A 23,806-nucleotide genomic window follows, 5' to 3' on the forward strand; every position below is an offset into this window, starting at 1 on the left:
CGGTTACCCGCCCGGCAGCGGCGGGGGAGCGCTGCCGAGTTGGCTGGCGAAGATCGGCGTGCGGCTGACCGATTCCCAGACCGGCATCCCCGCGGTCCAGACCAGCGCGTCCGGGCCGACCTGCCCGGCCCGGACCGCCTGTTCCAATTGGCTTTGCGGGATCGGGCCGCGGCTCTGGCCGCCCGAGGCGACGTGCCACATCACGGCTCCGGGCAGCGGCGGCGGGGGCGGCGGGGCCGGGGCGTTCTGTTGGGCGGCGGGCGCCAGTTGCGAGTTGCCCTGGGCGAGTTGGTTCGCCATCTGGAAGCCGAGGCCCAGCCCCACGCCCTCGCCCAGGCCGCCGCCGGGGCCGCCCGGCTGGCCGAGGGCGTTGCCCAGTTGGAACTGCTGATAACGGCCGAGGTCGCCGATCACGCCCATGCTGCTGCGGGCGTCGAGGGCCTTCTCCACGCTCTCCGGCAGGGAGACGTTGATAATATAGAGCTGCGGGACTTCGAGGCCGTATTCGTCGTCGATCCGCTCGTTGACCATCTTGGCGAGGTCGTCGCCCAGTTCCCGGTAATTCGCAGCGAGATCGAGCGCCGCGATCTTCGATTCGCCCAGCAGGTCGGCGAAGGCGCTGACGACCACGCCCCGCATCAATTCCGTGATCTCGCCGGTCTCCAGGGCGGAGTCGGTCCCGACGAGTTCCTTGAGCAGGATCTGCGGATCCTGGGCCCGCAACGTGTAGGTGCCGAAGGCCCGCAGGCGGACCGGGCCGAAGTCGTCGTCCCGCAGCATGATGGGGTTCGGCGTGCCCCACTTCAGCTCCCCGATGGTGCGGGTGGAGACGAAATAGACCTCGCTTTTAAACGGACTCTCGAAGCCGTGCTTCCAACCCTGGAGGGTGGACAGGAGCGGCAGGTTATCCGTGTCGAGGGTGTAGTGGCCGGGCTCGAAGACGTCGGCGATCCGGCCGTTGGAGACGAAGACCGCCGTCTGCCCGGGGCGGACGATCAGTTGCGCCCCGTTTTTGATTTCGTTGCGGTAACGGGGAAAGCGCCAGACGAGGGTGTGACGGTCGTCGTCCACCCACTCGATAATGTCGACGAGTTCGCCGCGGAGTCGATCAAACAGGCCCATCGAACGGTACCGCCGCCAGGGTGGGGGAAGCCGGGGAGAACCCGGGGGGAGCCCCGATCGTGGCCTTCCGCGGCCCATCTCGCAACGACGTCCCGCCGCGGGGCCGATGCGGCTCTCAGGCGGCGCGGCGGGCGGGGCGGGGGCGAACCGGCTGGGGGTCGCCGGCGGCGGGGCTCGCGTCCAGGACGGGCTCCGCCTCGGGAAGCGGCAGAGCGCCTGAGCGCGAGGGGCGCACGATCCGGATGCCGTATTCGGTCCGCCGCTGCCAGGCGGCGCCGGCCCAGGCCCCCAGCAGGGCCGCTTCGTGATGGCCGAACACCTTGGCGGCGGCCAGCCCCGCGAACAGGGCGGCGCAGACCCCGGGGGCGAGCCAGGGCGTCCGCCAATGAGCGCCCAGCACGCCGGCGGCGGCGGTGAGGGCCGTCATGCTGAGGATCACCGCGAGGGTGCGGCGGACGCTCAGCCCGCGGTCCTGCAACCGGTGGTGGAGGTGATGGCGGTCGGCGGCGGCGATGCTCTGGCCGGACAGCTTGCGGCGGGCCATCGCGGTCATCACGTCCCACCCGCTGACGGCCCCGGCGGCCAGCACGCCCACGAGCGTCACGCCGCTGAAGGTTTTGCTCTCGATCCACAGGCTCAGCATGCCCAGGCAGGCCCCGATCGCGAGGCTGCCGGAGTCGCCGAGGAAGATCTTCGCCCGTTTGGTGGGCAGGTTATGGGGCAGGAAGCCGAACACCGCCGCGGAAAACGCCAGCGCCAGCGTGGTGACGCCCCACTGCCCGACGAGGGCGCTGTGCACGGCGATCGCCATCGCCACGATCCAGCCGACGCCGGAGGCCAGCCCGTCCAGGCCGTCCGACAGGTTCACCACGTTCGCCCAGCCGACGAGCCACAGCACGACGAACACCGCCGCGGCGACCTGTCCCCAGAGACCCCAATCCGTGAACTGCAGCACGTAGCCGCTCAGTTCCAACTGCGTCACTGACGGGCCGAGCAGGGCGAACGGCAGGGCGGCGAGGAACATGCCCAGCAGCTTGGTGCGGGCCCGCATCGGGCGCCGGTCGTCCCAGGCGCCGACGAAACAGAACAGTGCCGCGGTCAGCGTGAGGCCCCAGAGGTGGGCCGTCGGCCCGGCGGGGGTGCGGCCGAGGGCGGCGAAGGCGGCGACGCCGGCGACGAACGCAGTGACCACCGCGATGCCGCCCCACAGCGGCGTGACTTTGCGATGGCGCTTGCGACCGCCGTCCGGGGCGTCGACGGCGCCGAGCCGCGGGGCGATCCAGCGGACGACGCCGGCGCCGGCCGCCGCCAGCACCGTCATCCCGAACAGGACCGCCCAGACCCGCAGGTCCAGCCACGGCTCGCCGAAGGCGCCGGCCATGGACACGTGGGCGAACAACAACGGGAGCGTCTCGGGCGAGAGCGGGAGGAGCGGGGCCAGCGGCATCGGGAGGTCAGCGCCTCGCGGAACGATCGGGGGCGCCGGGGCCGTTGAGAGCCCCAGCGTAACGCGCGGCGGCGGACGCCGCCGCCGCGTGGATGCCGGTTTGGGGTTCGGTCGGGGCTTTCGCCGGGGGCGGCGCGGGCGCCGTCGGGCGGGAGGACGCCCCCGGGGCACCGGCGGCGCCCGCCGTCCGGCCGAGGGGGGCCTCCGCGGGCACGAGCACGACCAGATCCTTCCAGATCTCCCGTTCCGCCGCCGCACGCTTGCCGTGCCGATCGGCGGCGGGCGGGGGGGGCAGCACCCGGAACCCGGCGGCGAGCCACTGCGGCCCGGTGACGTTGAAGTCGTACCACTGCCCGGAGTTCCGCGGCAGCACGATCAGGTCCGGGCGGGCGGCCACGGCGTCCTCGATCACCACGCCGTTGAAGGAGGTATGAACTTCCCCGCCCATCTCCCGCTCCAACTCCTTCACCAGGCGGGCGGCCGTCCCCACGCCCCAAACCTGCGGCGGGTGGGCGTCGGCGGCGGCGTCGCTGGCCCGTGATTCCTCTAGGCGCTCCCGCAGCACGGCGGCGACGCGCAGTTCCGCATCACGTCCCGGATGATCCGCCTGCAGGCCGTCGACAACGTGCAGCGCCGCCAACACCAGCAGCGTTCCGCCGACCACCGCGGTCCGCCACCACCGCCGCACCGGCGAGCGATTCGCCCCCGCCCGGTTCACGCGGGGCAGCGACTTCCCCGCCCACCGCACTGCGTCGTCCAGCAGCATCCCGACCAACGGCAGGGAGACCAGCGCCGGCAGCAGGAAGTACCGCCCATTGATCTCCCCATATTGCACCAGCCGTTGCGCCACCGCGGCCATCACGCCCAGCGACACGCACCAGACCGGCCAGATGTCCCGCCGCACCAACCGCCGGCAGTACACCAGCAACCCAATTCCGCAGAACAGCAGGAAGACGGGCTTGTACGCCCCGAGCAGGCCCTCGGCGTAGATCAGCCACAGGGGGTCGGCGGCCTCAGCGGAGCCGTTCGTCATGGCGGCGTCCGCGGCGGCGATGGCGGCGTCGTGCAGGGCGGCGTCCTGAAGCACGGGGTCGGCGACGACGAACTCCGGGCCGGCGGGGTCGGCGGAGGAGCCGGTCAAACGCTCGCGGCCCCAGCGGACCATGCTGCGGAGGACGCCCAGCCGACCCCACTCCCAGCGAGAATGGCCGTGCAGCAGGGTGAGGTTCACGACCAGCAGCATCGCCGGCACGGTCGCCAGTGCCGCCGCCACGCCGCCCAGCAGCGTCCGACGGTCCGCCGGCCGCCGCCACGCCGCCAGGGCGCTCCAGCCGAGCAGCGGGGCGAACAGCAGCCAACCCTCGGTGCGGGTCAGCGTCGCGGCGGTCGCCGCCAGCCCGGCGAGCAGGAACCAGCCCCAGCGGAGCGGGGTCGGCCGGCCGTCGGCGGGTGGATCACGCTGCGGTTCGGCGGCCCGAAAGCAGGCGGCGAGGGTGCAGGCGGTCAGCAGCCAGAAGGTCCCGTCGCGGATCGGCTCGACGCCCGTCTCCGTGAACGCCGGATGCACCGCGAAAATGGCGACCCCGGCCACGGCGACGCCGAACCCGAACTGCCGCTTCAACCAGTCGAACAGCGGCGGGACCGTCAGCCCGGCGACGAGCACGCCCCACGCCAGCGACGCGTTCGTCGCCCCCACGCCCAGGGCCTCCCCCGCCGCCCGCAGCAGGGCGAGCAGCCCCACGTACAGGTTCAGTTCCACCCCCTGCATCGCCCCGTCGACGTCCCCGACCCGCAGCCGGTCGGCGAGCATCCCGTAGAAGTGGGCGTCGCGGCAGACCGCTTCCAACCGCAGGGCCAACGTCCCGCGGGTCGCCACGGCGACCAGCGCCAGCGCCGGAACCGCCCACCGAATCCAGAATCGGCCGTCCGGCTCAGCCGGAGCGTCCGACTCCGGGCGGTTCTCCGGCGAGGAAGAGACGGTGGACATATCGGGGGGCGACAGCAATCGCGGTCAGGGTCGCCGAAGGGATCGACCCGCATCCATGGACGAGGTGAGGTTAAGAGGGCGGAAAGTCTCTCGGAAGCGGCAATCTGTAATCGGACGCGACGGAGCAGGTCGCGGCGCCCGCACGTTCCCGGCAACGCCGCACGATCCGACGAGCCGGACCACGGCCGCGAGGCGCAGGGATGAGGACACGCTTAGCGCCGGGCCGATCCTTCGGCCCAGAGCGATTTGGCGGCGAAGACGCCCACAGCCGCCCGGCCCTCTATCTTACCCATCTCCCCCGAGGCGGTCCCGCATCATGCCGCACCCGAACCACCCGACGCCACCGCTCGGCCCGGGGTGGCGAATTCGCAGTCGCCGACCGATCTGTCTTGACAGCCCCGAATGGACTCGGCGGCTTCACGTTTCCCCCCCTCCCCGGCGGTAGTCATGGCACGGACGCCCCTTTCACGCCCGGGCCGTCTTCTGCGGTCCGCGCTCCGTCGTTCCCGTTTGGCGCACCGCTCGTTGGCGGTCGCGGCGTTGGCGACGGGACTGACGGCCTCCCTGCTGGGGTGCGCCGGCAGCGGCCTGAGCCAGGCCGACCCCCTCATCCCGCAGGCGGACATGGCCCGCCGCACGGTGCCGCAACCGGTCCAGGTGCCGCGGGAGTTCTCCAAGACCCTGCTGCCGACCTACCGCCTCGCCCCGGGCGATACGTTGCTGGTCGAGCCGGCCCGGTTCGACACGCCGCTGCGGTTCCCCGCCGATCAGACCGTCCAGCCGGACGGCACGATCGACCTGGGCCGGTTCGGCCGGGCCCCGGTGGCGGGGCTGAGCGTCGCCGAGGTGGAAGACGTCGTCGCCCGCCGCGTCGCCCTGATCGCGGAGCAGGACGAGGCCCTCGCCGAAGCGTTCGCCGAGGACCCCACCGCCGCCGAAGTCAACGTGCGGCTGATCGACCCGAACGGCAGCGTGTACTACGTGCTGGGCGCCGTGCAGACCCCCGGCGTGTTCCAACTGGCCGGCCGTGAGACGGTGCTGGACGCGATCCTGACCGCCGGCGGCCTGACCGACAACGCCAAGCGGTGCGACATCATCCTGGCGCGTCCCTCGGTGCCCGCCGACTGCCGCACCGTGCTGCCGGTCTGCTACGACCACCTCACGCAGATGGGGGACAGCACGACGAACTACCAGATTCTGCCCGGCGACCGGATCTTCGTGCCCAGCCGCGGCTGCAAGGACACGATCTCCGAGTTCTTCGGCTGCCAGGACGAGTGCGATCTGTGCCGCTGCTCCCCGCAGTTCGGCTGCGGCCCGGACGCCAAGCCCTGCCCCACCCCCACCCGCTACGCGGCGATGTGCCCGGACCGGGCCGGCGTGAGCTCCCTGGACTACCCCGGCCCCTACGGCCACGAGGTCTCCGACCTGCACGAACTGGCCGCCCCGCCGGCGCCCGCCCCGGCCGTGAACGACAGGGGCTTCGGCCCGGTGCCCGCCCCGGCCCCGGCCCCGATCGACGTGCGGGAGGTCGACCCCGCCGACGACGCCGCGGCTCCGCCCGTGACCGTCGATCCCGAGATGGCCGAGCCCCGCGTGACGAACGAGCCGCCCGCCGCCCCGGCGACCCCGGCCGCCCCCGCGACGCCCGCCGCCCCGGACGCCCCGGCGGGACGCACGACCGATCCCGCTCCGCTGGCGCCGGAGATCCCGGACCTGCCGGACCTGGACGATTTGACCGCCGGCCGGGCCGCCCTGCCCTCGGCCCCGACGTGGAACACGGAACTGCCCGTGCTGGAGATCCGCGGGGAAGGCTTCTGAGCGGACGGCCGCTGGACGCGGAGCGAGCGACGCCCCGCCGCGTCCTGCCAAACTGACGAACGCCCGCCGGGCCGGTCTCTGACCGGCCCGGCGGTTTGCGTTTGGCGGCCCGCCGGCCGGACGCCGGGCACTGGACGTGGGGCGCCCGCGCTCACCGGAACGACGTCTTGCGTCAATCAGGGGGATGGATAGCATAGGGGTTCATCGATTTGATGCCGGCGCGGGGTTCTCCCGCTTTCCTCCGGCCCGATGTACTCCCCCCCCCAATCCATCCGTTGGCCCCCCCCCGCTGCGGCGGTCGACGCCTGCGTCTTTTCCGAAGCCCCCCCATGTCCTCGCCACAACGTTCCGCCCGCCGGCCCGGCCGACGCGGGTTCACGCTGATCGAACTCCTGGTGGTGATCGCAATTATAGCGATCCTGGTTTCCCTGCTGCTGCCTGCCGTGCAGCAGGCTCGGGAGGCCGCCCGCCGCAGCCAGTGCCAGAACAACCTCAAGCAGTTGGGGCTGGCCGCCCACAACTATCACAGCACATACAAGGTCTTCCCGCTGTGCGGGGCCAGAACCTCCAGCAAGATCGCTTGGGGGCGGATGAGCCCCTTCGTGAGCATGTCGCCGTACCTCGACGAGACGGCGTTCTGGAATCAGGTGAGCAAGCCGCTCGATACCGACGGCGACGACGTGATCGATTTCCCGCCGTTCGGGCCGGACGATTCCAACTACGCGATGCCCGGCAGCACTCGGTACCCGCTGTGGCGGTACCAACCGAACGTCCTGATCTGCCCGAGCGACCCCGCCGCGTTGCCGAGCGGGACCCTGCTCGGGCAGACCAACTACGGCATTAATGCCGGCGACAGCGACATGTTGCACTCCAATAATCTGGGCCACGCTCGCGGCATGTGGTCCTGGGGTCGTTCCCTGGGCCTGCGGGACGCCCGGGACGGCACGGTCAACACCATGCTGTTCGCCGAAATCGGCCGGCCCTCGCCGGAACGCACGTGGCAGGGCGGATTGTTGAGCAACGGCGAAGCCAGTTCGGGCCGAGTCGACGTGAACGCCTGCTTGGCCGACGCCATCGACGCCAACAATCCCGGGTACTACCCGCCCGACGGCCAAGGCGGCACCTACGCTCGATTCTATGCGGAGCGGGGCAAGGCTTGGATCTCCACGGAGAACCAGTTCACCGTCTTCAACGCCATGCTGTCCCCCAACGGCCCGAGCTGCGCCAACGACGACAACTACCGGGGAGCCAGCCCCGGGACGAGCGGCAACCACTATATCGTCTCCGCCGGCAGCTATCACACCGGCATTGTGCAGGTGGTGATGGCCGACGGCAGCGTGACGTCGATCTCCGACACGATCGACGCCCAGACCGGCTCCGGCAGCACACTGCCCAGCCCGGTCACGAGCGGTAAGAGCCCCTACGGCGTGTGGGGCGCCCTCGCCACCCGGACCGGCGGTGAGGTCGTCGACGAGTACTGAGCCGACGCCCGACGCTCCGCCGTCAGGCCTTCCAGCAACGGACCGCCCGCCCGGAACCCCGGGCGGGCGGTTTTGTGTTGGGCAAACTGGTTCGACAAGGACGGCTCCGGCCGGATGGCCGAAGATCCCCGATGCGGAGATAGGGGAAAAGGGTCTTCACATCCGATCTTGCGGCCCCACCGCAGTCAAGTAAGATTGGGGCTTCGTGATCGATCTCTTCCGGCTCGGCCCTTCTCCGCCGACCGAACGTGGCGATTTCTCCCCCTCTCCCCTGCCGTCGCCCCTCAGGCGATCGGCGCCTCCCTCGGAGTCCTCGTTGACTTCTGCCATGTCCCGTGTCCGTCGGTCCGTCCGGTCGGGCTTCACGCTCATCGAACTCCTGGTGGTGATCGCAATTATCGCGATCCTGGTCTCCCTGCTGCTGCCCGCCGTGCAGCAGGCCCGCGAGGCCGCCCGCCGCAGCCAGTGCCAGAACAATCTCAAGCAAATCGGCCTGGCGCTGCACAATTATCACAGCACCTATAACGTCTTCCCGCTGTGCGGGACGGGCCAGTCGGACCGGAAAATCTGCTACGGCATGATGTCCCCGCTGGTCGGTCTTCTGCCGTACCTGGACCAGACGGCCTTGTGGGGCCAGGTCAGCAAGCCGATGCCGGCCAATCCCGCCGCGACGCCGCCGACCACGGTCAGCTTCTTGCCGTTCGGCAACCCCAACCCCACCGGCGCCAGCTATACGGACTACTCGGAAACCGCCAACAGCTACCCGCCGTGGCGGACGCAGATCACCTCGCTGCTCTGCCCCTCGGATCCCGCGGCGCCCCCCGCCGGGAACGAGGTCGGCGAGACCAACTACGGCTACTGCATGGGCGACAGCACCCGGACCAACACCAACGCCGCCGGCATCGCCCGCGGGATGTGGGTGAACGGCAAAGCGATGGGCCTGCGGGACGCCCGCGACGGGACCGTCAACACGATTCTCTACGGCGAGATTGGCCGTCCGGCTCCCGGCCGGGAATGGCAGGGCGGGTACGTCAACAGCACGACGGCGAACGTCTACGTCGATCCGGCTTCCTGCCTGACCTCCGCCACCGACGCCAATAACCCCGGCTACTACCCGAATCCGGCCGTCAGCCCCTTCACGAACTTCCAAGGCCGTCGCGGCGACGCCTGGCACAGCGCCGAGGGTCAGTTCGGCGGCTTCAACGCGATCCTGTCGCCCAACGGCCCCAGCTGCGGGAACGACAACACGAGCCGCAGCGCTGACCCCTCGACCGAGGGCTACATCCTCAGCGCCGGCTCCTATCACACCGGCATCGTGCAGGTCGTGATGGGCGACGGCAGCGTGAAGAGCATCTCCGAGACGATCAACGCCACCACCGCCGGCATGACCGTTACGGCTCCGCCGACCAGCGGCAAGAGCCCCTACGGCGTCTGGGGCGCCCTCGCCACCCGCTCCGGCGGCGAAGTCGTCGGCGAGTTCTGAGTCCGGCGGCCCGCGGGCCGGGTTTGACCCCGGACGCGTCCGCCGATCGCTCCGCCGCCCGTCCGGGAACGTTCCCGGGCGGGCGGTTTTGCGTTGCCGGAGCGAATTCCCGCGGCGGTTTTCGAGGTTCCCGCGTCGCCCCCGTCCGGCCGTCGGGCCGCGGGGCGATAGGATCGAACCCCGCACGAGCCCGCAGGTTTTAAGATGACCGCCGCCGCCGCCCGCACGAGCCCGTCCTCGGTCGTTCCGCCATCGGGAATTGATCTGCCGGCTCTGGTGCGACGGGCGAAGGAGTTGCTGCATCGCAACCGCCGCGGCGATCACACCATCCCCGCCGCCGGCCTCTATCCGCACCAGTGGAGTTGGGACAGTGCCTTCATCGCGATCGGGCTGTCGCACTACGACGTTCCGGCGGCGAAGCAGGAGCTGCGCACGCTGTTCCGCGGGCAATGGGCCAACGGCCTGCTGCCTCATATCGTGTTCAGCGAGGGGGACGACGGCCGCGGCGCCGAGGAATACTTCCCCGGCCCGGACTGGTGGGACAGCGCCCGCAGCCCGCACGCCCCGCGGGACGAACAGGGCGCGCCGATCAAAACCAGCGGGCTCGTGCAGCCGCCGGTGCACGCGACCGCCGTGCTGCAGGTCGCCGACCGCGACCCGGACCCCGCCGCCGCCGCCGTCTGGCTGCGGGAGATGCACCCGAAGCTCGTCGCCTGGCACGACTATCTCTACCGGGAGCGGGACGTGGACGGGAACGGGCTGGTGTCGATCCGCCACCCGTGGGAGAGCGGGATGGACAACTCGCCGCTGTGGGACGAGCCGCTGGGCCGCATCGACGTGCCCGAGGGCTCCATTCCGGACTACAGGCGCAGCGACCGGGAGCACGCCGACCCCGACAACCGCCCCGACGACGCCACCTACGACCGCTACGTCCTGCTGGTCGAACTGGCGAAGGCCTGCGACTACGACGAAGACCGCCTGCGATGCGGCGGCGGCTCGGACGGCGGGGCGTTTCCCTTCCGGGTGGAGGACGTGCTGTTCAATTCGCTGCTGGCCCGCTCGGAGCAGGATCTTGCCGAGATCGCCCGCCGCGTCGGCGCCGACGACGCCCCCCACCGTCGCCGGGCGGAGACGACCGCCGCCTTTCTCAATGCGAATCTGTGGTGCCCGGACACGCACATGTATCGCAATTACGACCTCGCCGCCGACGAGCCGTTCCTGCGGCGGGTCGCCGGCGGGTTCGCCCCGCTGTTCGCCGGCGTCCCCTGCCGCGACCGGGCCGAGCAGATGCGGCGGGCGATGCGCTCCACGAGTTTCAACGCCTGCGCCGACGGCTGCCACGACGGCGTCGGCTACGCGGTCGCCTCCTTCGACCGCGATCACCCCGATTATCAGTCCGACGGCTACTGGCGCGGCCCGGTCTGGATGAACGTCGACTGGCTGCTGCTCGCCGGCCTGCGGCGTTACGGGATGGCCGGCGAGGAGAGCGTCGTCCGCGACAGCATGCTCCAACTGACCGCCCGCAGCGGCTTCCGCGAACACTACGACGCCGAAACCGGCGCCGGCGGCGGCGCCGAGGGCTTCAGCTGGTCCGCCGCCCTGCTGATCGACCTGGCGGCGACAGAGTTCGGCCTGGACGTCCGGGCCGTCTGACGGCCGCGCCGCCAGGTTCAGACCTCGTCGCCGGATTCCGTGCGCTGCACCTCCGAGGGCGCCCCCTCGGCGCCGCCCTCAGCCCCGCCCTCGGCGCCGCCTTCCCCGCCGGTGGCGGGCAGATAGCCGTCCTCGCCGCCGGAGCCGCACCCGCCGGCGAGCGGGATCAGGCACCCCAGCAGGAACGCGGCGAACGAGACGGGCGGGCGGCGGAGCATCGATCCGGGCGGAAGAACGGCGGCGAACGAAACGGGGGCGGCCCCCTCATACCGGCCGCGGCCCCGCCCTGCCAGTCGCTCCCGCGAGCGCCGGAGAACTTGCCGCCCCCGGCGCCCGCCCGGCTCATCTTGCGGGCAGCAGATTGCGGGCAGCAGACCGAACAGTACCATCGGATGCGATCTTCACTTCGCCGGCTGCTAAGTTCGCGCGCCGCCAAGTTCGGCGTTCGCCTTTTCCGTCCGCTGCGGTTCCTCCCTCATTTCGGTGTCCTTATGCGTCCGCAAGCCTCTTCTCGCCCGGTCGGCCGGTCCGGGTTCACGCTGATCGAACTCCTGGTGGTGATCGCGATCATCGCGATCCTGGTCTCCCTGCTGCTGCCCGCGGTGCAGCAGGCCCGCGAGGCGGCCCGCCGCAGCCAGTGCCAGAACAATCTCAAGCAGATTGGTCTGGCCATGCACAATTATCACGCTACTTATAAGATCTTCCCGGCGTCGATGGGCGGAACGACGAACGTGAATTCCGCTACCACGCACAACAACGGCGAGCTGAGTTTCTTCGCCGCCCTGCTGCCGTATCTGGATCAGACGGCCCTGTGGAACCAGCTCAGCAAGCCGCTGGACGCGGACGGCGACGGCACGGCCGAATATCCCGCCTTTGGCACCCAACCCCGCGGCGGGAGCAACCTCAATTATCCGCCCTACCGTTACCAGATCGCCACGCTGCTGTGCCCCAGCGACGGCACCGAGGCGGAGAGCGCCGGCGACACGAATTACGGCATCAACCACGGCGACAACGGCCTGTCCGCCGAGGCCGCCTCCGGGAACCGCGCCCGCGGCGCCCTCCGCTGCCGCGGCATGGCGGGGGGGCTTTATCAGGATTGCGCCCCATTTTATGTCGGGTTGAAAGACGCCCGCGACGGCACGGTGAACACGTTGCTGCTCGGCGAGATCGCCCGCAGCGAGTCGAACCGCAGTTATCTCGGCGGGGCGGCCGAGAACCTCAGTATGGCGACCGTGACCGTCGACAACCTCGTCTCCTTCGTCAATCCTCAACGGGACTGCATCGACAAAGTTCAGAACCCGGACGACCCCGGCCTCTACCCCGCCTCCGTCGGCTATGAATTCAGTCGCGGCAAGGCCTGGCCGATCGGCAGCGCGGAGTACACCGGCTTTACCACCATCACCCCGCCCAACGGCCCCTCCTGCCTGCGGCTGACCAGCCCCACCGACGGCAACCGCATGGGCAAGGGCATTCTGGCCCCCACCAGCTATCACACCGGCGGCGCCCAGTTCGGCATGGTCGACGGCAGCGTGAGATTCATCACCGAGAATATCGACACCGGCGACCTCTCCAAGCCGACCGGCGGCTACGGAAAAAGCAACTACGGCACCTGGGGCGGCCTGGGCAGCCGCGCCGGCGGCGAGGTCGGCGGCGAGTATTAGGCCAGCCTCCCCGCGGTCACAGCACGCGCGGGGCGAGTTCGTCCAGCGCCTCCCGGCGGCCGGTCTCGGCGATCTCGAGACCGGCCGGCGTGGACATGTAATGCGGCGCCGCCTCGATCCCCAGCCGGATTAAGTCCAGCCGATCGCCGTCCCAGCAGGCGCCGATCGTGGGGTCGTCCGTCGTCTCGCCGTCGGTATGCCGGGCGCAGGCCGCGACCAGCGTGGCCAGCCGGTCCGGTTCGAGTTGAAAGAACCGCCCGTTCAAGCGCTCCGCGAAGGCCCCCCCGCGGCGGCCGTGGTCCGGGTCGTGGCCGTCGTTCATCCGTCGGCAGTCGTGAAACAGGGCGAACAGGGTGACGACCTCCCCGTCCGCCCCGCAGGAGCGGGCGCAATACAGCCCGTTCCGCTCCACCCGCGCCCAATGCCGCGGCCCGTGGATGGAGTGATGGTCCGAGAACCCGGCCCCTTTGACCGTCGCGATCAGGCCGTCGGGATCGAAGATGGCCATGGGGCGGAGCGGGATGAAGAAGTCGGCGCTGGGTCCTACGAGTCCATCGTCACCTTGCCCCTCGTCGGGTGCCACTGGCTTGGCCAGTGGCACGGAGGACGGACGAGCGATTTAGAACGGGAACAGCAATCGGAAGCCGAACGCACTGGCAGAGCCAGTGGCACCCGAAAAAGCAAGGTGCTGTCGGGCCCCACCAGTGCCACCCGCCGAGCGTTCGGACATCGCCCCAGCATGCCTACAGCCTAAAAAGGCTGAAGGCATGCCACCCCGAGTGGAAAGGAAATCGCACGCCATCAGCATGCCACCCGCCCGTGTTCGGGGGCTACGAGAACGACAACGCTGGGGCACATGATCTGCAAGCTCACAGGATGTATCCCCAGAATCGAAAGATGATCTCGACTACATAGCTTCCGCAGTCCAGTTTAGCTCACGCATCTTGGCCTTTGTACGTTCGACAAGTAAGGCAATCAGATTTAGCGTCTCAACGATTGCGTTGAGAGTTGACTCTAAGATTTCCATCAGTCTCGCCTGAGTTATTGACCCAAGCATTGCGTCGGAAAGACTGTTGGTCAGGCGGCAGATACTCCAATATGCATCTACTTCCCTTGTGAACTCTAGATCCTTTGAGACCGCCTTCTGCAACATTGCGTCCGCCGCACATACTCTCAGCATTCCCGGAAATCTTTCATACGCCCCGGTTTTCAGACCTTTTCGGGTTCGGTCTTCGGCTCTAGTCAAGATGTCTCTATTACGTTGCAACTCCACCCAGAACGCCGTGAGTATCGATAATTCCGCCCGATTTGCGGTGCCTATCGCTATCTTGTTCAACCCCACCAGTGATTTGCCGTCCATCAACCGAACATTCGCCCCAAACGCCGGCCTCAATGAGTCGAAGAAGTGTCTCTTCGCTTGATCTGATATGCTCCCCCCATTCATTGCGTAGAATGTCGAGATCCTTTCCTCGGCTCCGGTATGAGGATGAAGAAACGGGGTGGCAAACGCCTGCTTGGCATCGTTTACAAGGTCAGCCCCAGCCGTGAGACTTATCGACGGAACAAACTTTGCCTGAATCCCGTGGTAGACGACATGACCGAATCTATCTACCTCGCCAAACACGACATCCTTCCCGAACTCTGACGCCCCGTGGTAGTTCATCACCACGGAGAAGCCTAGCCGCCGCATCAAGGGGATAAGGAACTCGTCGGTAAACTGTTCCTCGTTCTGATACTGCGTCAGTTCAGAAGCCAGTGCCATTTGTGAAGTAGGCGATGAAGAATGGGATCGGCAACTTTGCCGGAAGACAGGAGTAGTTCAACGTGGCAAAGCCGACAACCATGTTGCCCATCGATGCCGAAGCCCGGAGAGGGCTAAGCGGAAGCGGTCGGGACGCTGGAAAGAACCGGAAGCTTCGGGCAGGCTGCTGATTCCCGACCCGATGCCCACCGACCCGACCCGAACCGATGCCGAAGAAGTTTGCTGATTTCGTTTCGTCCGACGAGTTGCGAGAAGTTCACAGAGAGCTTGGACATGTGTACAACAGTATCAGTGAGATGATCGCCCGGCTCGACAACTCTCAAGACCCCAAAGACGGCGAAGCCCTGCCGAAAGTCGGTGTACTTGATGCGGCCAAGGCGCAGATCGCTGGAGTCATGCAGCAGATCGACGTGCTAGCGAAGTCCTGACCGTCACGCCGTTCGGCGGATAACCCCTACAAACAAAGGGTGAAGCGGCCGAGTGGCCGGGGTCGGCCCACAGTGGGTATGGGTCTTGGTGATGTCGTCGCCGGGCCGCCCCCGGAACAAGCGGCGTCGCTCTCCCGGGGGCGGCCGATTCGCGTCGAGACGCTCTCCGGACGCCGCTCGTCGGCCGACCCCGGCCACCCCTGTTGACCTTGGGCACCATCAGGCTGCGGACGCTTCCCTCGCTGACGCTTCGGGTTGGTGTTGAGGCGCTCACCAAAACTTCCGATCCAACGCCCGATAATTAATCGCCTCGCTGAGGTGGCCCGGGCCGATGCGGTCCGCGGCGTCGAGGTCGGCGATGGTGCGGCCGACGCGCAAAATGCGGTCGTGGGCGCGGGCGGAGAGGCCCATTTCTTCCATCGCGGCTTTCAAGAGTTGCTCCGCGTCGGCGTCCAGTTCGCAGTGGCGGCGGATCTGGCGGGCGGTCATGCGGCCGTTCAACATCGCCTTGCCGCGGGTCTCCGGGTCGGCGTCGAACCGCTCCTGTTGGCGCTCCCGGGCGGCGAGGACCTGGGCCCGCATCGTGGCGCTGTCGGTGCCGGGCTTTTTGTTCGACAACTCCCGGAAGGGCACCTGCGGGACTTCGAGGTGAATGTCGATCCGGTCCAGCAGCGGGCCGCTGATCTTGGAAAGATACCGCTCCACCGCCGCGGCGTTGTCCGCCTTGCGGCCGGCGCCGTCGTCGGCGTGGTAGCCGCTGGGCGTGGGGTTCATCGCCGCCACCATCATAAACCGGGCCGGAAACTCCCGCGTGCCGATCGCCCGGCTGATCGTCACCCTTCCTTCTTCCAACGGCTGCCGGAGCACCTCCAGCGTCTTCCGATTAAACTCCGGCAGTTCGTCGAGGAACAACACGCCGTTGTGAGCCTGACTAATTTCCCCCGGCCGCGGGACGCTGCCGCCGCCGACCAGGCCGGCCTCGCTGATCGTGTGGTGCGGCGTGCGGAACGGCCGCTGCAACACCAGGCTCCGCCCGTCCCGCAGTTTTCCTAACGCGCTCCAGATGCGGGTCGTCTGCAGGCTTTCCTCCGCCGACAGCGGCGGCAGGATCGTACCGAGGCGGGAGGCCAATAACGTCTTACCGGTGCCGGGGGGGCCGATCATCAATAAATGATGACTGCCGGCGGCGCTGACGGTGACGGCCCGTTTGGCGAACTCCTGGCCCTTCACGTCGGCGTAGTCGACGGTGTAGCCCTCGTCGGAGGCGACGGCGTCCTCCCAGCGGAAGGGGTGCGGGTCGATGTTTAACTCGCCGGTGTAGAACCCGACCGCCTCAGCGAGGGAGCCGACGGGGATCGCTTCGATCTCCCCCACCACGGCGGCCTCGGCGGCGGTTTCGGCGGGGACGAGAATGCCCCGCAGGCCCTGCTGGCGGGCGGCGAGGGCCATGCTGAGCACCCCGCGGATCGGCCGCAGCGACCCGTCCAGCCCCAGCTCGCCCACGGCGGCGTACTGCTCGAACCGTTCCGATAAAAACTGCCCGCTGGCCGCCAGCGTGCCGAGAGCGATCGGGAGGTCCAGCCCGGGGGCGTCCTTGGGCAGATCGGCCGGGGAGAGGGCGATGACGATGCGGTCGACGGGCCGGGTATAGCCCGAATTGACCAGCGCCCGCTCGATGCGGTGGGTGCTCTCGCGGGTGGCGGCCTCGGCGAGGCCGACGAGCGTCGTTTTGGGCAGCGCCGCGGGGGAGATGTCCACCTCCACCGCGACCGGCTCCGCGTCGATGCCGTATAAAGAGTAGCTCCGCAATTGGGCCAGCATCGCGGCGATCCGGGTCCGGGTGATCGGTGAACGGGCGTGAGCGTTCGCCGATTGTGCGACCGCCGGCTCGTCCGTGCAAATGCGGGCGGACCCGGATCGGCGGCGCTCGCCCCCGCTCTCCCCTCGGGGAGAGGGGGGGAATGAGGATATCCCAACTGGAACGGAGACTCATTCCGTCTGACGGGAAACCTTGAGCGCCGGGTTGCGCGGCAGGGCGGCGGCGAGGGCGTCGACCAGCGCGTTCAGTGCCTCAGCGTCCGCCGACGGGGACTCCGCGGCCGACTCGAGCGCCTTGGCGGCGGCGCTGCTGCGGGGGAAGCCGAAGGTGCCGGCGCTGCCGGCGATCTTGTGGGCCAGCCGGGCCACCTCCGCCCGCGCGCCGGCGGCGTGGGCCGCGGTGAGGGCCGCCGCGTCCCGCCGCAGTTCCGCCCGATAGCCGTCCCGCAGTTCGAGCAGGTCCGGGTCGAAGTCCGCGGGCGGTTCGTCGTCGGACTCCGTCGCGGAGCGTTCACTACCGACCCGGAGCGCAAGCTCCGGCGGTGCGTCGTCGCGTCCGACGGCTGCGCCGACGGCCGATGCTTGCGCATCGGGCTGGTATGAAGGAGAGCCCCCCAGCAACGCTGCCAGTCGGTCCAGCAGGGCGTGCAGATCGAGCGGCTTGGGCACGTGGCCGGTGCAGCCGGCGGCTTCGCAGCGTTCGCGGTCGCCGGCGAGGGCCTGGGCGGTCACCGCCAGCACCGGGCCGTCGTAGCCGCGGCGGCGGAGTTCCCGCGTGGCCCCCAGCCCGTCCAGCACGGGCATCTGCACGTCCATCAGCGCCGCGTGGAAGACCGGCGCCGGGGAGCCGTCGGGGGGGAACAGGGCGTCGACGGCGGCCCGGCCGTCCGGCACGCAGAGGACCTCCGCCCCGGCCCGGCGGAGGGCCAGGTCCAGCAGTTTGCGGTTCGCCTCGCCGTCGTCCGCCACGAGGATGCGGCAGTCGGGCAGCCGGGTGAACTTGCGGCGGGCGCCGCCGGGGGAGGCCCCCGCGGCGGCGTGGGACGGCCGGGAGAGGTCGCCCGCGGCGGGGGTGTCGCGGGGTTGTTCGAGGAGGGTGAGGCGGTCGGCGGGGCCGGCGTCGATTTCCAGAGTGAACGTGCTGCCGCGGCCGCGTTCGCTGGCGGCGGTCAGGGACCCGCCCAGCAGGGCGGCGAACTCCCGGCTGATCGCCAGGCCCAGGCCGGTGCCGCCGACGGCGCTTTTGCCCTCGGCGGTCTGTTCGAAGGGCTTGAAGACGCGTTCGAGGTCCTCCGGGCCGATGCCCGAGCCGGTGTCCGCCACGTCGATCCGCAGCCGCGCGGGGGCGGAGGAGCCGGCGCCGTCGGCGGGCATCCGCAGGGCCGCCGTCACCCGCACGCCGCCGCGGGCGGTGAACTTCAACGCGTTGCCGACGAGGTTCACCACGATCTGCCGCAACCGGCCGGTGTCGGTCCAGACCGATTCGGGCACCGGGCCGTCCCAGGCGAAGTCCAGGTCCAGGCCCTTCTCCCCCGCCCGCACCCGTAGCATGGAGACGACCCCCGCCAGCACCTCGTGCGGCACACACCGCTGACGGCAAACCTCCGCCTTGCCGGCCTCGATCCGGGAGAGGTCCAGCACGTCGCCGACTAATCCGGTCAGGTGTTCGCCGCTGCGGCGGATCGCTTCGAGGTGGTCGCGGCGCTGCTCCGGGTCCTCGTCCGCCCCCTCCAGCAGCAGGTCCGCGAAGCCGACCATCGCGTTCAGCGGGGTGCGGATCTCGTGGGACATCTGGGCGAGGAACTGCGACTTGGCCCGGTCGGCGGCCTCCGCGGCGAGTTGCGCGCGGCGGCGGTCCTCCGCCTCGCGGCGGGCGGAGACGTCCTGGATGAACAGCGTGAGCACCTCCGCCACGTCGTCCGACCGGCGGCCCACCCGGGTGATGACCGCGGCCAGTTTGGCGGCGATCTCCGCGGGGAACGTGGCGCCGTCGGCCCGGCGGGCGACGGCCTCGATGCGGGCGGACTGATTCGCCTTCGCCCCGGCCCGGATCACCTTGCGGAGGGCGGAGCCGACCCGCAGCCGTTCCTCCTCGGGGAACAGCACCCCGAGGTTCCGGCCCAGCGTCTGGTCGCGGCGGCGGCCGAAGGTGCGTTCGGCGGCGGGGTTGAACTCCACGATCCGGCCGGCGCCGTCGGCGGCGACGATCGGTTCGGTCGACCCCGCCAGGATCGCCTCCACCCGGGCGGCGCCCACCCGGGCCTTCGTGCGGGAGGCGTCGAAGGCCTGCAGCACGCGGTTGTACTGCTCCGCGACCGGGGCGGCCTCGGAGTACGGCTCGACCGGCACCGGCCGCAGCGATTCGCCCCGACGGTGCGGCTCCATCGCCTGGACCAGCTCCCACAGATCGGTTTTCGCCCCGTGCTCGCTGGCGTTCAGGCCGGCGGCCTCGGCGGCGGCGTTGACCCGCAGCGGGGTCACGCACTTCAGCAATCGCAGCGCCGGGTAGATCGACCCCAGCGTGAACGTCGCGCAGGCCAGCACGCCGGTCGCCTGCACCGCCAGCCAGCCGCCCCGCGACAGCCCGGTCTCGGCGACGACCTCCGAGGAGGCCAGCAGCGGGACCGCCAGCGTGCCCCACGCCCCGCAGAAGGCGTGCACCGGCACGGCGCCGACGGCGTCGTCCAGCCGCAGCCGGGCCAGCAGGTGCGTGCCGCAGACCACCAGCGGCCCCGCCGCCAGCCCGGCCAGCAGCGCCCCGCCCGGGGACAGGTGGGCGCAGCCCGCCGTCACCGCCACCAGCCCGCCCAGCAGCCCGTTGAGCAGCTCCACCGCGTCCACCGTCCACACGTCCGACCGCCCCGCCCGCAGGGCCCGCAGGTGGTCGCGGAAGAACGCCGTCAGCCCGGCCCCGATCGCCCCGGCACAGGCCGCCAGCAGCGTGTTCGCCGCGATGGAGCCGACGGCGGAGTCCGCGCCCAGCGTGCTGCCGGCGTTGAACCCGAACCAGCCCACCAGCAACAGCAGCGCCCCCAAGTGCGCCAGCGTGGGGTTCGAGGGCCGCGGCACGTGGCCCGCCCCCCCGGCCCGCCCCGGCGCGGGCCGTCGCCAGCCGAACCGGCCCCGCCGCGGGCCGACGGCGGCGATGGTCGCCAGCGCCGCCCACCCGCCGACCGAGTGCACCACCGTGGAGCCGGCGAAGTCCACGAAGCCCAGCGCCGCCAGCCAGCCCGGTTCGTCCCCGCCCGGCCCGCCCAGGTCGATCGCCCCGCCCCAGGCCCAGTGCCCGACCAGCGGATAGATCGCGGCGCCCAGCCCCGCGGCGACGGTCAGGTAGACGGGGAACCGCGTCCGCCCGGCGCAGGCCCCGGAGACGATCGTCGCCGCCGCCCCGCAGAACACCGCCTGAAACGCGAAGAACGCCGCCGTGTGCGGGTCCGACAGCGACGGCCCGAACGCCCCGGTCCCCACGATGCCGAAGGCGCTGGCGCCGAACATCGCCCCGAAACCCACCAGCCAGAACAGCGTCACGCTGACGGCGAAGTCCGCCGTGTTCTTCACCGCGACGTTGATCGAGTCCTTCGCCCGGGTCAGCCCGGCCTCCAAACAGAGGAAGCCCGCCTGCATCAGCGCCACCAGCGCCGTCGCGACCACCAGCCAGAGCAGGTCGAGGTTCTCCGCCAGCGTCGCCAACTCGGCGAGGGCGTCCGGGGGCGGCGACTCGGCGGCGAGGAGGTTGGGGGGAATGCCGTTCATCGCCGCGGGGGGAAGCGTGGTGAGGGAACTGCGAGCCGGCCGTTGTCACTGTTCAGCCCCAAATCGACTGGGGAGGCAGGGCAAACTCTGCGGCACGGGGAAACCCTGACAGCACACGACGACCCTCACGATCGCAGCGATTGAGCAGAGGAAATGGGGCGGTTCGCGTCCGCTCTGACCGGCTCTCACTGCAGAGCCGCCGGCTCCGCTCACCGCCGGCTCCGCTCGTCGCCGGCTCCGCTCACCGCCAGTCGAGGATGCGGAACAGCCCGTCGCGGGCGGCGACGCGGTCCGGCAGGGAGAGCAGGCGGTCGCGGTACACGCTCAGCAGCGCCCCCGCCGCGAACAGCGCCAGCCCGCCGAAGCCCAGATACACGCCCACCGCCACCTGCGGCCGGTACGCCACGGAGACGATTAGCACGGCCAGATAGACCGCCAGCGCCCCGCCGCCCAGCAGGGTGGGCGCCTTGGCCCGGGCCGTCAGCCCCGCGACCAGCAGGCCGACGGTGATCGTGATGAGGATCAGCTGATCCGCCGGGCCGGAGCCGACGGCATCCTGTCCGCCGTAGCCGAACCGGTTGACCAGCGCGGCGATCAGCGGGGGGAAGGTCGCCAGGGCGCTGCCGGTCCAGAGGGCTAGCCCGACGAGGTCCTCGTGGCCGGCGCCGCGGTTGTGGGTCGAGAACAGCTTGAGCCGCACGACCAGCGCCGCGACGACCGCGATCAGCCCGGCGGCGACGCAGAAGATCTCCGCCTTCCGCCACCCGTTCAGATCGAGCAGGACGTTGAGGGTCAGGAACGCCAGCCCCGTCAGCGCCACCGCCGCGACGGCGAAGGTGCGCCGCCAGCCCGGCAGCGGCCCGAACGCCGCCGCGGCCCCCGACGCCGCCGCGGTGACCAGCAGCGTGGCGATCTGAATTCCCGCCGCCCCGCCCGCCAGCCGGGCGAGGCCCTGCAACCCGGCCGCCAGCACGGCGACCAGCAACACGCCCGCCCCGCAATAAAACAGCGCCGCCCCCGGGCCGATCAGATGCGTCCGCGAGTCCGCGGCTCGCACATCCCGCAGGCGGCGGAGCGAAGGGGCGCCGCGGTCCCAGCGATGGCCGACCGCCGCCGGTTCGGCGACCGGCTCCTCGGGGAACAGGTCGACGGGTTCGTCGGGGCGTTCAAAGCTGAGTTCCGTCCCCCGCCAACGCCCGGCGAGGATGCCGGCCAGCCCCAGCAGGGCGTAGATCGCGGGGTGCCAGACGTCCGGCACGTTCCAGTAGCCCAGCCCCTGCCACAGCGCCGCCGCGGCGCAGGCGGCGCCGGCGGGAATATTGAACCGGCGGTCCCCCCGCCACAGCGCCGCGAGGAAATAAAAGGCCGCCGCCAGCAGAAACGTCCCGCCCAGCCAGAGGTTCGTGCGTTCCCCGCTGATCCAGGTCAGCGTGGCGAGGTCCCGCAGCGCGTTATAAACGACGTGCGCGAGGATCACCGCCGCCCCGCCCTCGGCGACCCAGTACAGCGGCCGCTCCAACGCCCGGCCGCGCTCCGGGGCGAACGCCCGCCACAGCCGGCCCGCGGCGAGGTACGCCAGCGGGATGAGCATGAGCAGCGGCGCCTGACGCAGCCAGTCGGTCAGCCCGAAGACCCGCAGCAACCCGGCGGCGCCGATCAGCAGCGCCGCCCCGGTGAAGAATAAACAGGTCGCCGACCACCGCGGGCTGTCCGCCCGGAACAGCCACGCCGCCAGCCGATTGCAGACCGCGACCAGCGCCATCGCCGCCACGAACGCCCAGCCGGTTTCATAGTCCCAGCCCAGCGCCGCAGCCCCGCGGGAGGTCGCCCGCCAGTGCAGCGCCGCCCCCAACGCCAACGGCAGGGCATTCAATAAAAGACCCGTCTTCGGCACTCGCCCCTGCGCTCCGGGCTCAGACGCTTCGTCCGCCCGGTCCCGCCGCATCAGCCAAAGCTGGGCGGCGTTCGCGGCCAGCCCGATCCCGGCCAAAGCGGCAATATACCATTCGGCTTGCAATTCCGCGGCGAGCAGCACGGTGACCCCCGCCATCGCCGCACAGCCGGCGGCGTTAAATAAATCGTATCCGCTGCGCCGCACGACCAGTTCGGAATAGAGGAAGGCGTACGCCCCCGCCAGCCAGACGCCCGCCGCCACCGCGGCGCTGCGGACCAGCAGATTGATCGGCCGAGTCCCGGTGAACTCCTCGCCGAGGTCCGCCAGCGCCGCGGTCAGCGGATCGAAGCTCCAGCCCCACACCTGCGCCCCCAACAGAATCAGCAGGGCGCCGGCGATCACGACCCGACCCCCGCGGAACAGCGGAAGCCCATAGCGGGCACGGGAGAATTCAGGAGCCTCCGGGGCGAAGGCCCGTTCGGCGTGCAGGGCGACCAGGCCCATCGCCATCAAAAACAGGCTCAGCCACGCCGGGTCAGTGATCTTACCCAGGTCGCCGAGCAGCAGAACCAACGTCAGCACCACGCCGCCCTGCATCGCGTATAAAAACAGCGGGTCGCGGAGCGCGACCACCGTGGCGACATAGGCCAGGCAGCAAATCAGCCCGCCGACCCACAGCCCGCCGTCGACCGTCACCAGATCCTGCGCGTGCAGGAACCACAGGATCAGCGGGGCGACGACGCAGGCCAGACTGGTCAGCGCCCGCCCGGCGACGGCGTAGCGGGTCTTCAGCGAGACCCACCATCCGGCCGCCAGCCCGGCGACGGTCGCGGCGATCATCCCCGCCGCCAGCGCCCGCGGATTGTCGAAGGCCCCGACGCTGACCAGCCAGACCAGCGCCCCGATCACCGCCAGCCCCCCGCCGAGCATCAGCAACCACTGCACCGCCCGCGGGTCCAGCAGCGCCTCAAACGCCCGCCGCAACACCGACGGCGGCCCCTCCCCTGCGCTCGCCGGCTCCTGCTCGCCCGCCGCCTCGCCTTCGTCCGCCGTCTCCCCCGCCAGTCCGCCCTGGTCGACCACCCGCTGTTTGACCCGGGCGAACCGCTCTGCCCGCGTCGCCGGGGCGGCGCCGTCTTCAGCCAAGTTCTCGGTCGACTCGAACTGAACCCCGTCGACCCCCGGCGGCGATGCGTCGACGGGTTCGATCCGCAGCGGTCGTTTGCAGAACGGGCAGCGCAGCGTCCGCCCCGCCATCCGCCGCGGCGCCCGCATCGTGCGGCCGCACGCGCAGGTCACCAGGATGGGGGCGGGGGCGCTGTCGGCGCCGGGGGCGAGGTCCGGGGCGGCGGTCATGGGAGGGGGCGGCGGGGCGGACAGCGGGGACGATCGGGCGATCGTCTCAACGGAGCCCGATCCGTGCGCGGCGAACCGCGGCGGCGAAATTCGCTCGGGGCGTCGCCCCCGCCCGCTTCGTGACGTTCCCTGACCGTCGC

Annotated in this window: 15 protein-coding genes; 6 read left to right on the top strand and 9 right to left on the bottom strand. The window is 70.5% G+C overall.

Annotation, left to right across the window (positions count from 1 at the left end; all coding sequences use genetic code 11):
• Positions 1–3: 3 nt before the first annotated feature.
• The 3 genes from CA12_RS04555 to CA12_RS04565 form a co-directional block, all read right to left on the bottom strand.
• The gene (locus CA12_RS04555) at positions 4–1,122 is read right to left on the bottom strand and encodes an SPFH domain-containing protein (RefSeq protein WP_145357695.1); all 1,119 of its coding nucleotides are present in this window, start codon (positions 1,120–1,122) and stop codon (positions 4–6) included.
• A gap of 115 nt (positions 1,123–1,237) precedes the next feature.
• On the bottom strand, positions 1,238–2,569 hold the full coding sequence (locus CA12_RS04560; RefSeq protein WP_145357696.1) for a glycosyltransferase family 4 protein: 1,332 nt from the start codon (positions 2,567–2,569) through the stop codon (positions 1,238–1,240).
• Between the two features lie 7 nt (positions 2,570–2,576).
• A complete protein-coding gene (locus CA12_RS04565; protein WP_145357697.1) occupies positions 2,577–4,556 on the bottom strand; it encodes a glycosyltransferase family 39 protein in 1,980 nt (659 codons plus the stop codon).
• 510 nt (positions 4,557–5,066) lie between these two features.
• Between CA12_RS04565 and CA12_RS04570 the strand changes: the two genes are divergently transcribed.
• The 4 genes from CA12_RS04570 (at position 5,067) to CA12_RS04585 (ending at position 10,991) form a co-directional block, all read left to right on the top strand.
• Positions 5,067–6,374: a polysaccharide biosynthesis/export family protein gene (locus CA12_RS04570; RefSeq protein WP_165700548.1), complete on the top strand. Its 1,308-nt coding sequence runs from the start codon at positions 5,067–5,069 to the stop codon at positions 6,372–6,374.
• A 329-nt stretch (positions 6,375–6,703) separates the two neighbouring features.
• Positions 6,704–7,855, top strand: a complete 1,152-nt coding sequence (locus CA12_RS04575; RefSeq protein WP_165700549.1) for a DUF1559 family PulG-like putative transporter — start codon at positions 6,704–6,706, stop codon at positions 7,853–7,855.
• 328 nt (positions 7,856–8,183) lie between these two features.
• Complete coding sequence (locus CA12_RS04580) at positions 8,184–9,338, top strand: DUF1559 family PulG-like putative transporter (RefSeq protein WP_145361314.1); 1,155 nt, start codon at positions 8,184–8,186, stop codon at positions 9,336–9,338.
• A 204-nt stretch (positions 9,339–9,542) separates the two neighbouring features.
• A complete protein-coding gene (locus CA12_RS04585; protein WP_145357700.1) occupies positions 9,543–10,991 on the top strand; it encodes an amylo-alpha-1,6-glucosidase in 1,449 nt (482 codons plus the stop codon).
• 17 nt (positions 10,992–11,008) lie between these two features.
• On the opposite strand, the gene CA12_RS04590 is transcribed toward CA12_RS04585, so the two are convergent.
• Positions 11,009–11,209 carry a hypothetical protein gene (locus CA12_RS04590; protein ID WP_145357701.1) on the bottom strand — a complete coding sequence of 67 codons (201 nt, stop codon included), beginning with the start codon at positions 11,207–11,209 and terminating at the stop codon, positions 11,009–11,011.
• 273 nt (positions 11,210–11,482) lie between these two features.
• Between CA12_RS04590 and CA12_RS04595 the strand changes: the two genes are divergently transcribed.
• Positions 11,483–12,652 carry a DUF1559 family PulG-like putative transporter gene (locus CA12_RS04595; RefSeq protein WP_165700926.1) on the top strand — a complete coding sequence of 390 codons (1,170 nt, stop codon included), beginning with the start codon at positions 11,483–11,485 and terminating at the stop codon, positions 12,650–12,652.
• 16 nt (positions 12,653–12,668) lie between these two features.
• Here CA12_RS04595 and CA12_RS04600 read toward each other — a convergent pair whose 3' ends face one another.
• Both CA12_RS04600 and CA12_RS04605 read right to left on the bottom strand, forming a co-directional pair.
• Positions 12,669–13,160, bottom strand: a complete 492-nt coding sequence (locus tag CA12_RS04600) for an HD domain-containing protein (RefSeq protein WP_145357703.1) — start codon at positions 13,158–13,160, stop codon at positions 12,669–12,671.
• A gap of 399 nt (positions 13,161–13,559) precedes the next feature.
• The gene (locus CA12_RS04605) at positions 13,560–14,414 is read right to left on the bottom strand and encodes a hypothetical protein (protein ID WP_145357704.1); all 855 of its coding nucleotides are present in this window, start codon (positions 14,412–14,414) and stop codon (positions 13,560–13,562) included.
• Positions 14,415–14,620: 206 nt separating this feature from the next.
• Here CA12_RS04605 and CA12_RS04610 point away from each other — a divergent pair, with 206 nt between their 5' ends.
• The gene (locus tag CA12_RS04610) at positions 14,621–14,842 is read left to right on the top strand and encodes a hypothetical protein (RefSeq protein WP_145357705.1); all 222 of its coding nucleotides are present in this window, start codon (positions 14,621–14,623) and stop codon (positions 14,840–14,842) included.
• A gap of 270 nt (positions 14,843–15,112) precedes the next feature.
• On the opposite strand, the gene CA12_RS04615 is transcribed toward CA12_RS04610, so the two are convergent.
• From CA12_RS04615 to CA12_RS04625, 3 genes are all read right to left on the bottom strand, one after another.
• Positions 15,113–16,663 carry a YifB family Mg chelatase-like AAA ATPase gene (locus CA12_RS04615; protein ID WP_145357706.1) on the bottom strand — a complete coding sequence of 517 codons (1,551 nt, stop codon included), beginning with the start codon at positions 16,661–16,663 and terminating at the stop codon, positions 15,113–15,115.
• A gap of 168 nt (positions 16,664–16,831) precedes the next feature.
• A complete protein-coding gene (locus CA12_RS04620) occupies positions 16,832–20,416 on the bottom strand; it encodes an ATP-binding protein (protein WP_145357707.1) in 3,585 nt (1,194 codons plus the stop codon).
• A 241-nt stretch (positions 20,417–20,657) separates the two neighbouring features.
• Entirely contained in the window at positions 20,658–23,666 is a 3,009-nt protein-coding gene (locus tag CA12_RS04625; RefSeq protein WP_145357708.1) for a hypothetical protein, read from the bottom strand.
• Between the last annotated feature and the right edge of the window lie 140 nt (positions 23,667–23,806).

The sequence above is a fragment of the Alienimonas californiensis genome (assembly GCF_007743815.1).
GTDB classification, from domain to species: domain Bacteria; phylum Planctomycetota; class Planctomycetia; order Planctomycetales; family Planctomycetaceae; genus Alienimonas; species Alienimonas californiensis.

Bases quoted from the DNA above. Each gene is read 5' to 3' on its own strand.
- CA12_RS04555 (WP_145357695.1), bottom strand. From the start codon at position 1,122: ATGGGCCTGTTTGATCGACTCCGCGGCGAACTCGTCGACATTATCGAG.
- CA12_RS04560 (WP_145357696.1), bottom strand. From the start codon at position 2,569: ATGCCGCTGGCCCCGCTCCTCCCGCTCTCGCCCGAGACGCTCCCGTTG.
- CA12_RS04565 (WP_145357697.1), bottom strand. From the start codon at position 4,556: ATGTCCACCGTCTCTTCCTCGCCGGAGAACCGCCCGGAGTCGGACGCT.
- CA12_RS04575 (WP_165700549.1), top strand. From the start codon at position 6,704: ATGTCCTCGCCACAACGTTCCGCCCGCCGGCCCGGCCGACGCGGGTTC.
- CA12_RS04580 (WP_145361314.1), top strand. From the start codon at position 8,184: ATGTCCCGTGTCCGTCGGTCCGTCCGGTCGGGCTTCACGCTCATCGAA.
- CA12_RS04585 (WP_145357700.1), top strand. From the start codon at position 9,543: ATGACCGCCGCCGCCGCCCGCACGAGCCCGTCCTCGGTCGTTCCGCCA.
- CA12_RS04590 (WP_145357701.1), bottom strand. From the start codon at position 11,209: ATGCTCCGCCGCCCGCCCGTCTCGTTCGCCGCGTTCCTGCTGGGGTGC.
- CA12_RS04595 (WP_165700926.1), top strand. From the start codon at position 11,483: ATGCGTCCGCAAGCCTCTTCTCGCCCGGTCGGCCGGTCCGGGTTCACG.
- CA12_RS04600 (WP_145357703.1), bottom strand. From the start codon at position 13,160: ATGGCCATCTTCGATCCCGACGGCCTGATCGCGACGGTCAAAGGGGCC.
- CA12_RS04605 (WP_145357704.1), bottom strand. From the start codon at position 14,414: ATGGCACTGGCTTCTGAACTGACGCAGTATCAGAACGAGGAACAGTTT.
- CA12_RS04610 (WP_145357705.1), top strand. From the start codon at position 14,621: ATGCCGAAGAAGTTTGCTGATTTCGTTTCGTCCGACGAGTTGCGAGAA.
- CA12_RS04615 (WP_145357706.1), bottom strand. From the start codon at position 16,663: ATGCTGGCCCAATTGCGGAGCTACTCTTTATACGGCATCGACGCGGAG.
- CA12_RS04620 (WP_145357707.1), bottom strand. From the start codon at position 20,416: ATGAACGGCATTCCCCCCAACCTCCTCGCCGCCGAGTCGCCGCCCCCG.
- CA12_RS04625 (WP_145357708.1), bottom strand. From the start codon at position 23,666: ATGACCGCCGCCCCGGACCTCGCCCCCGGCGCCGACAGCGCCCCCGCC.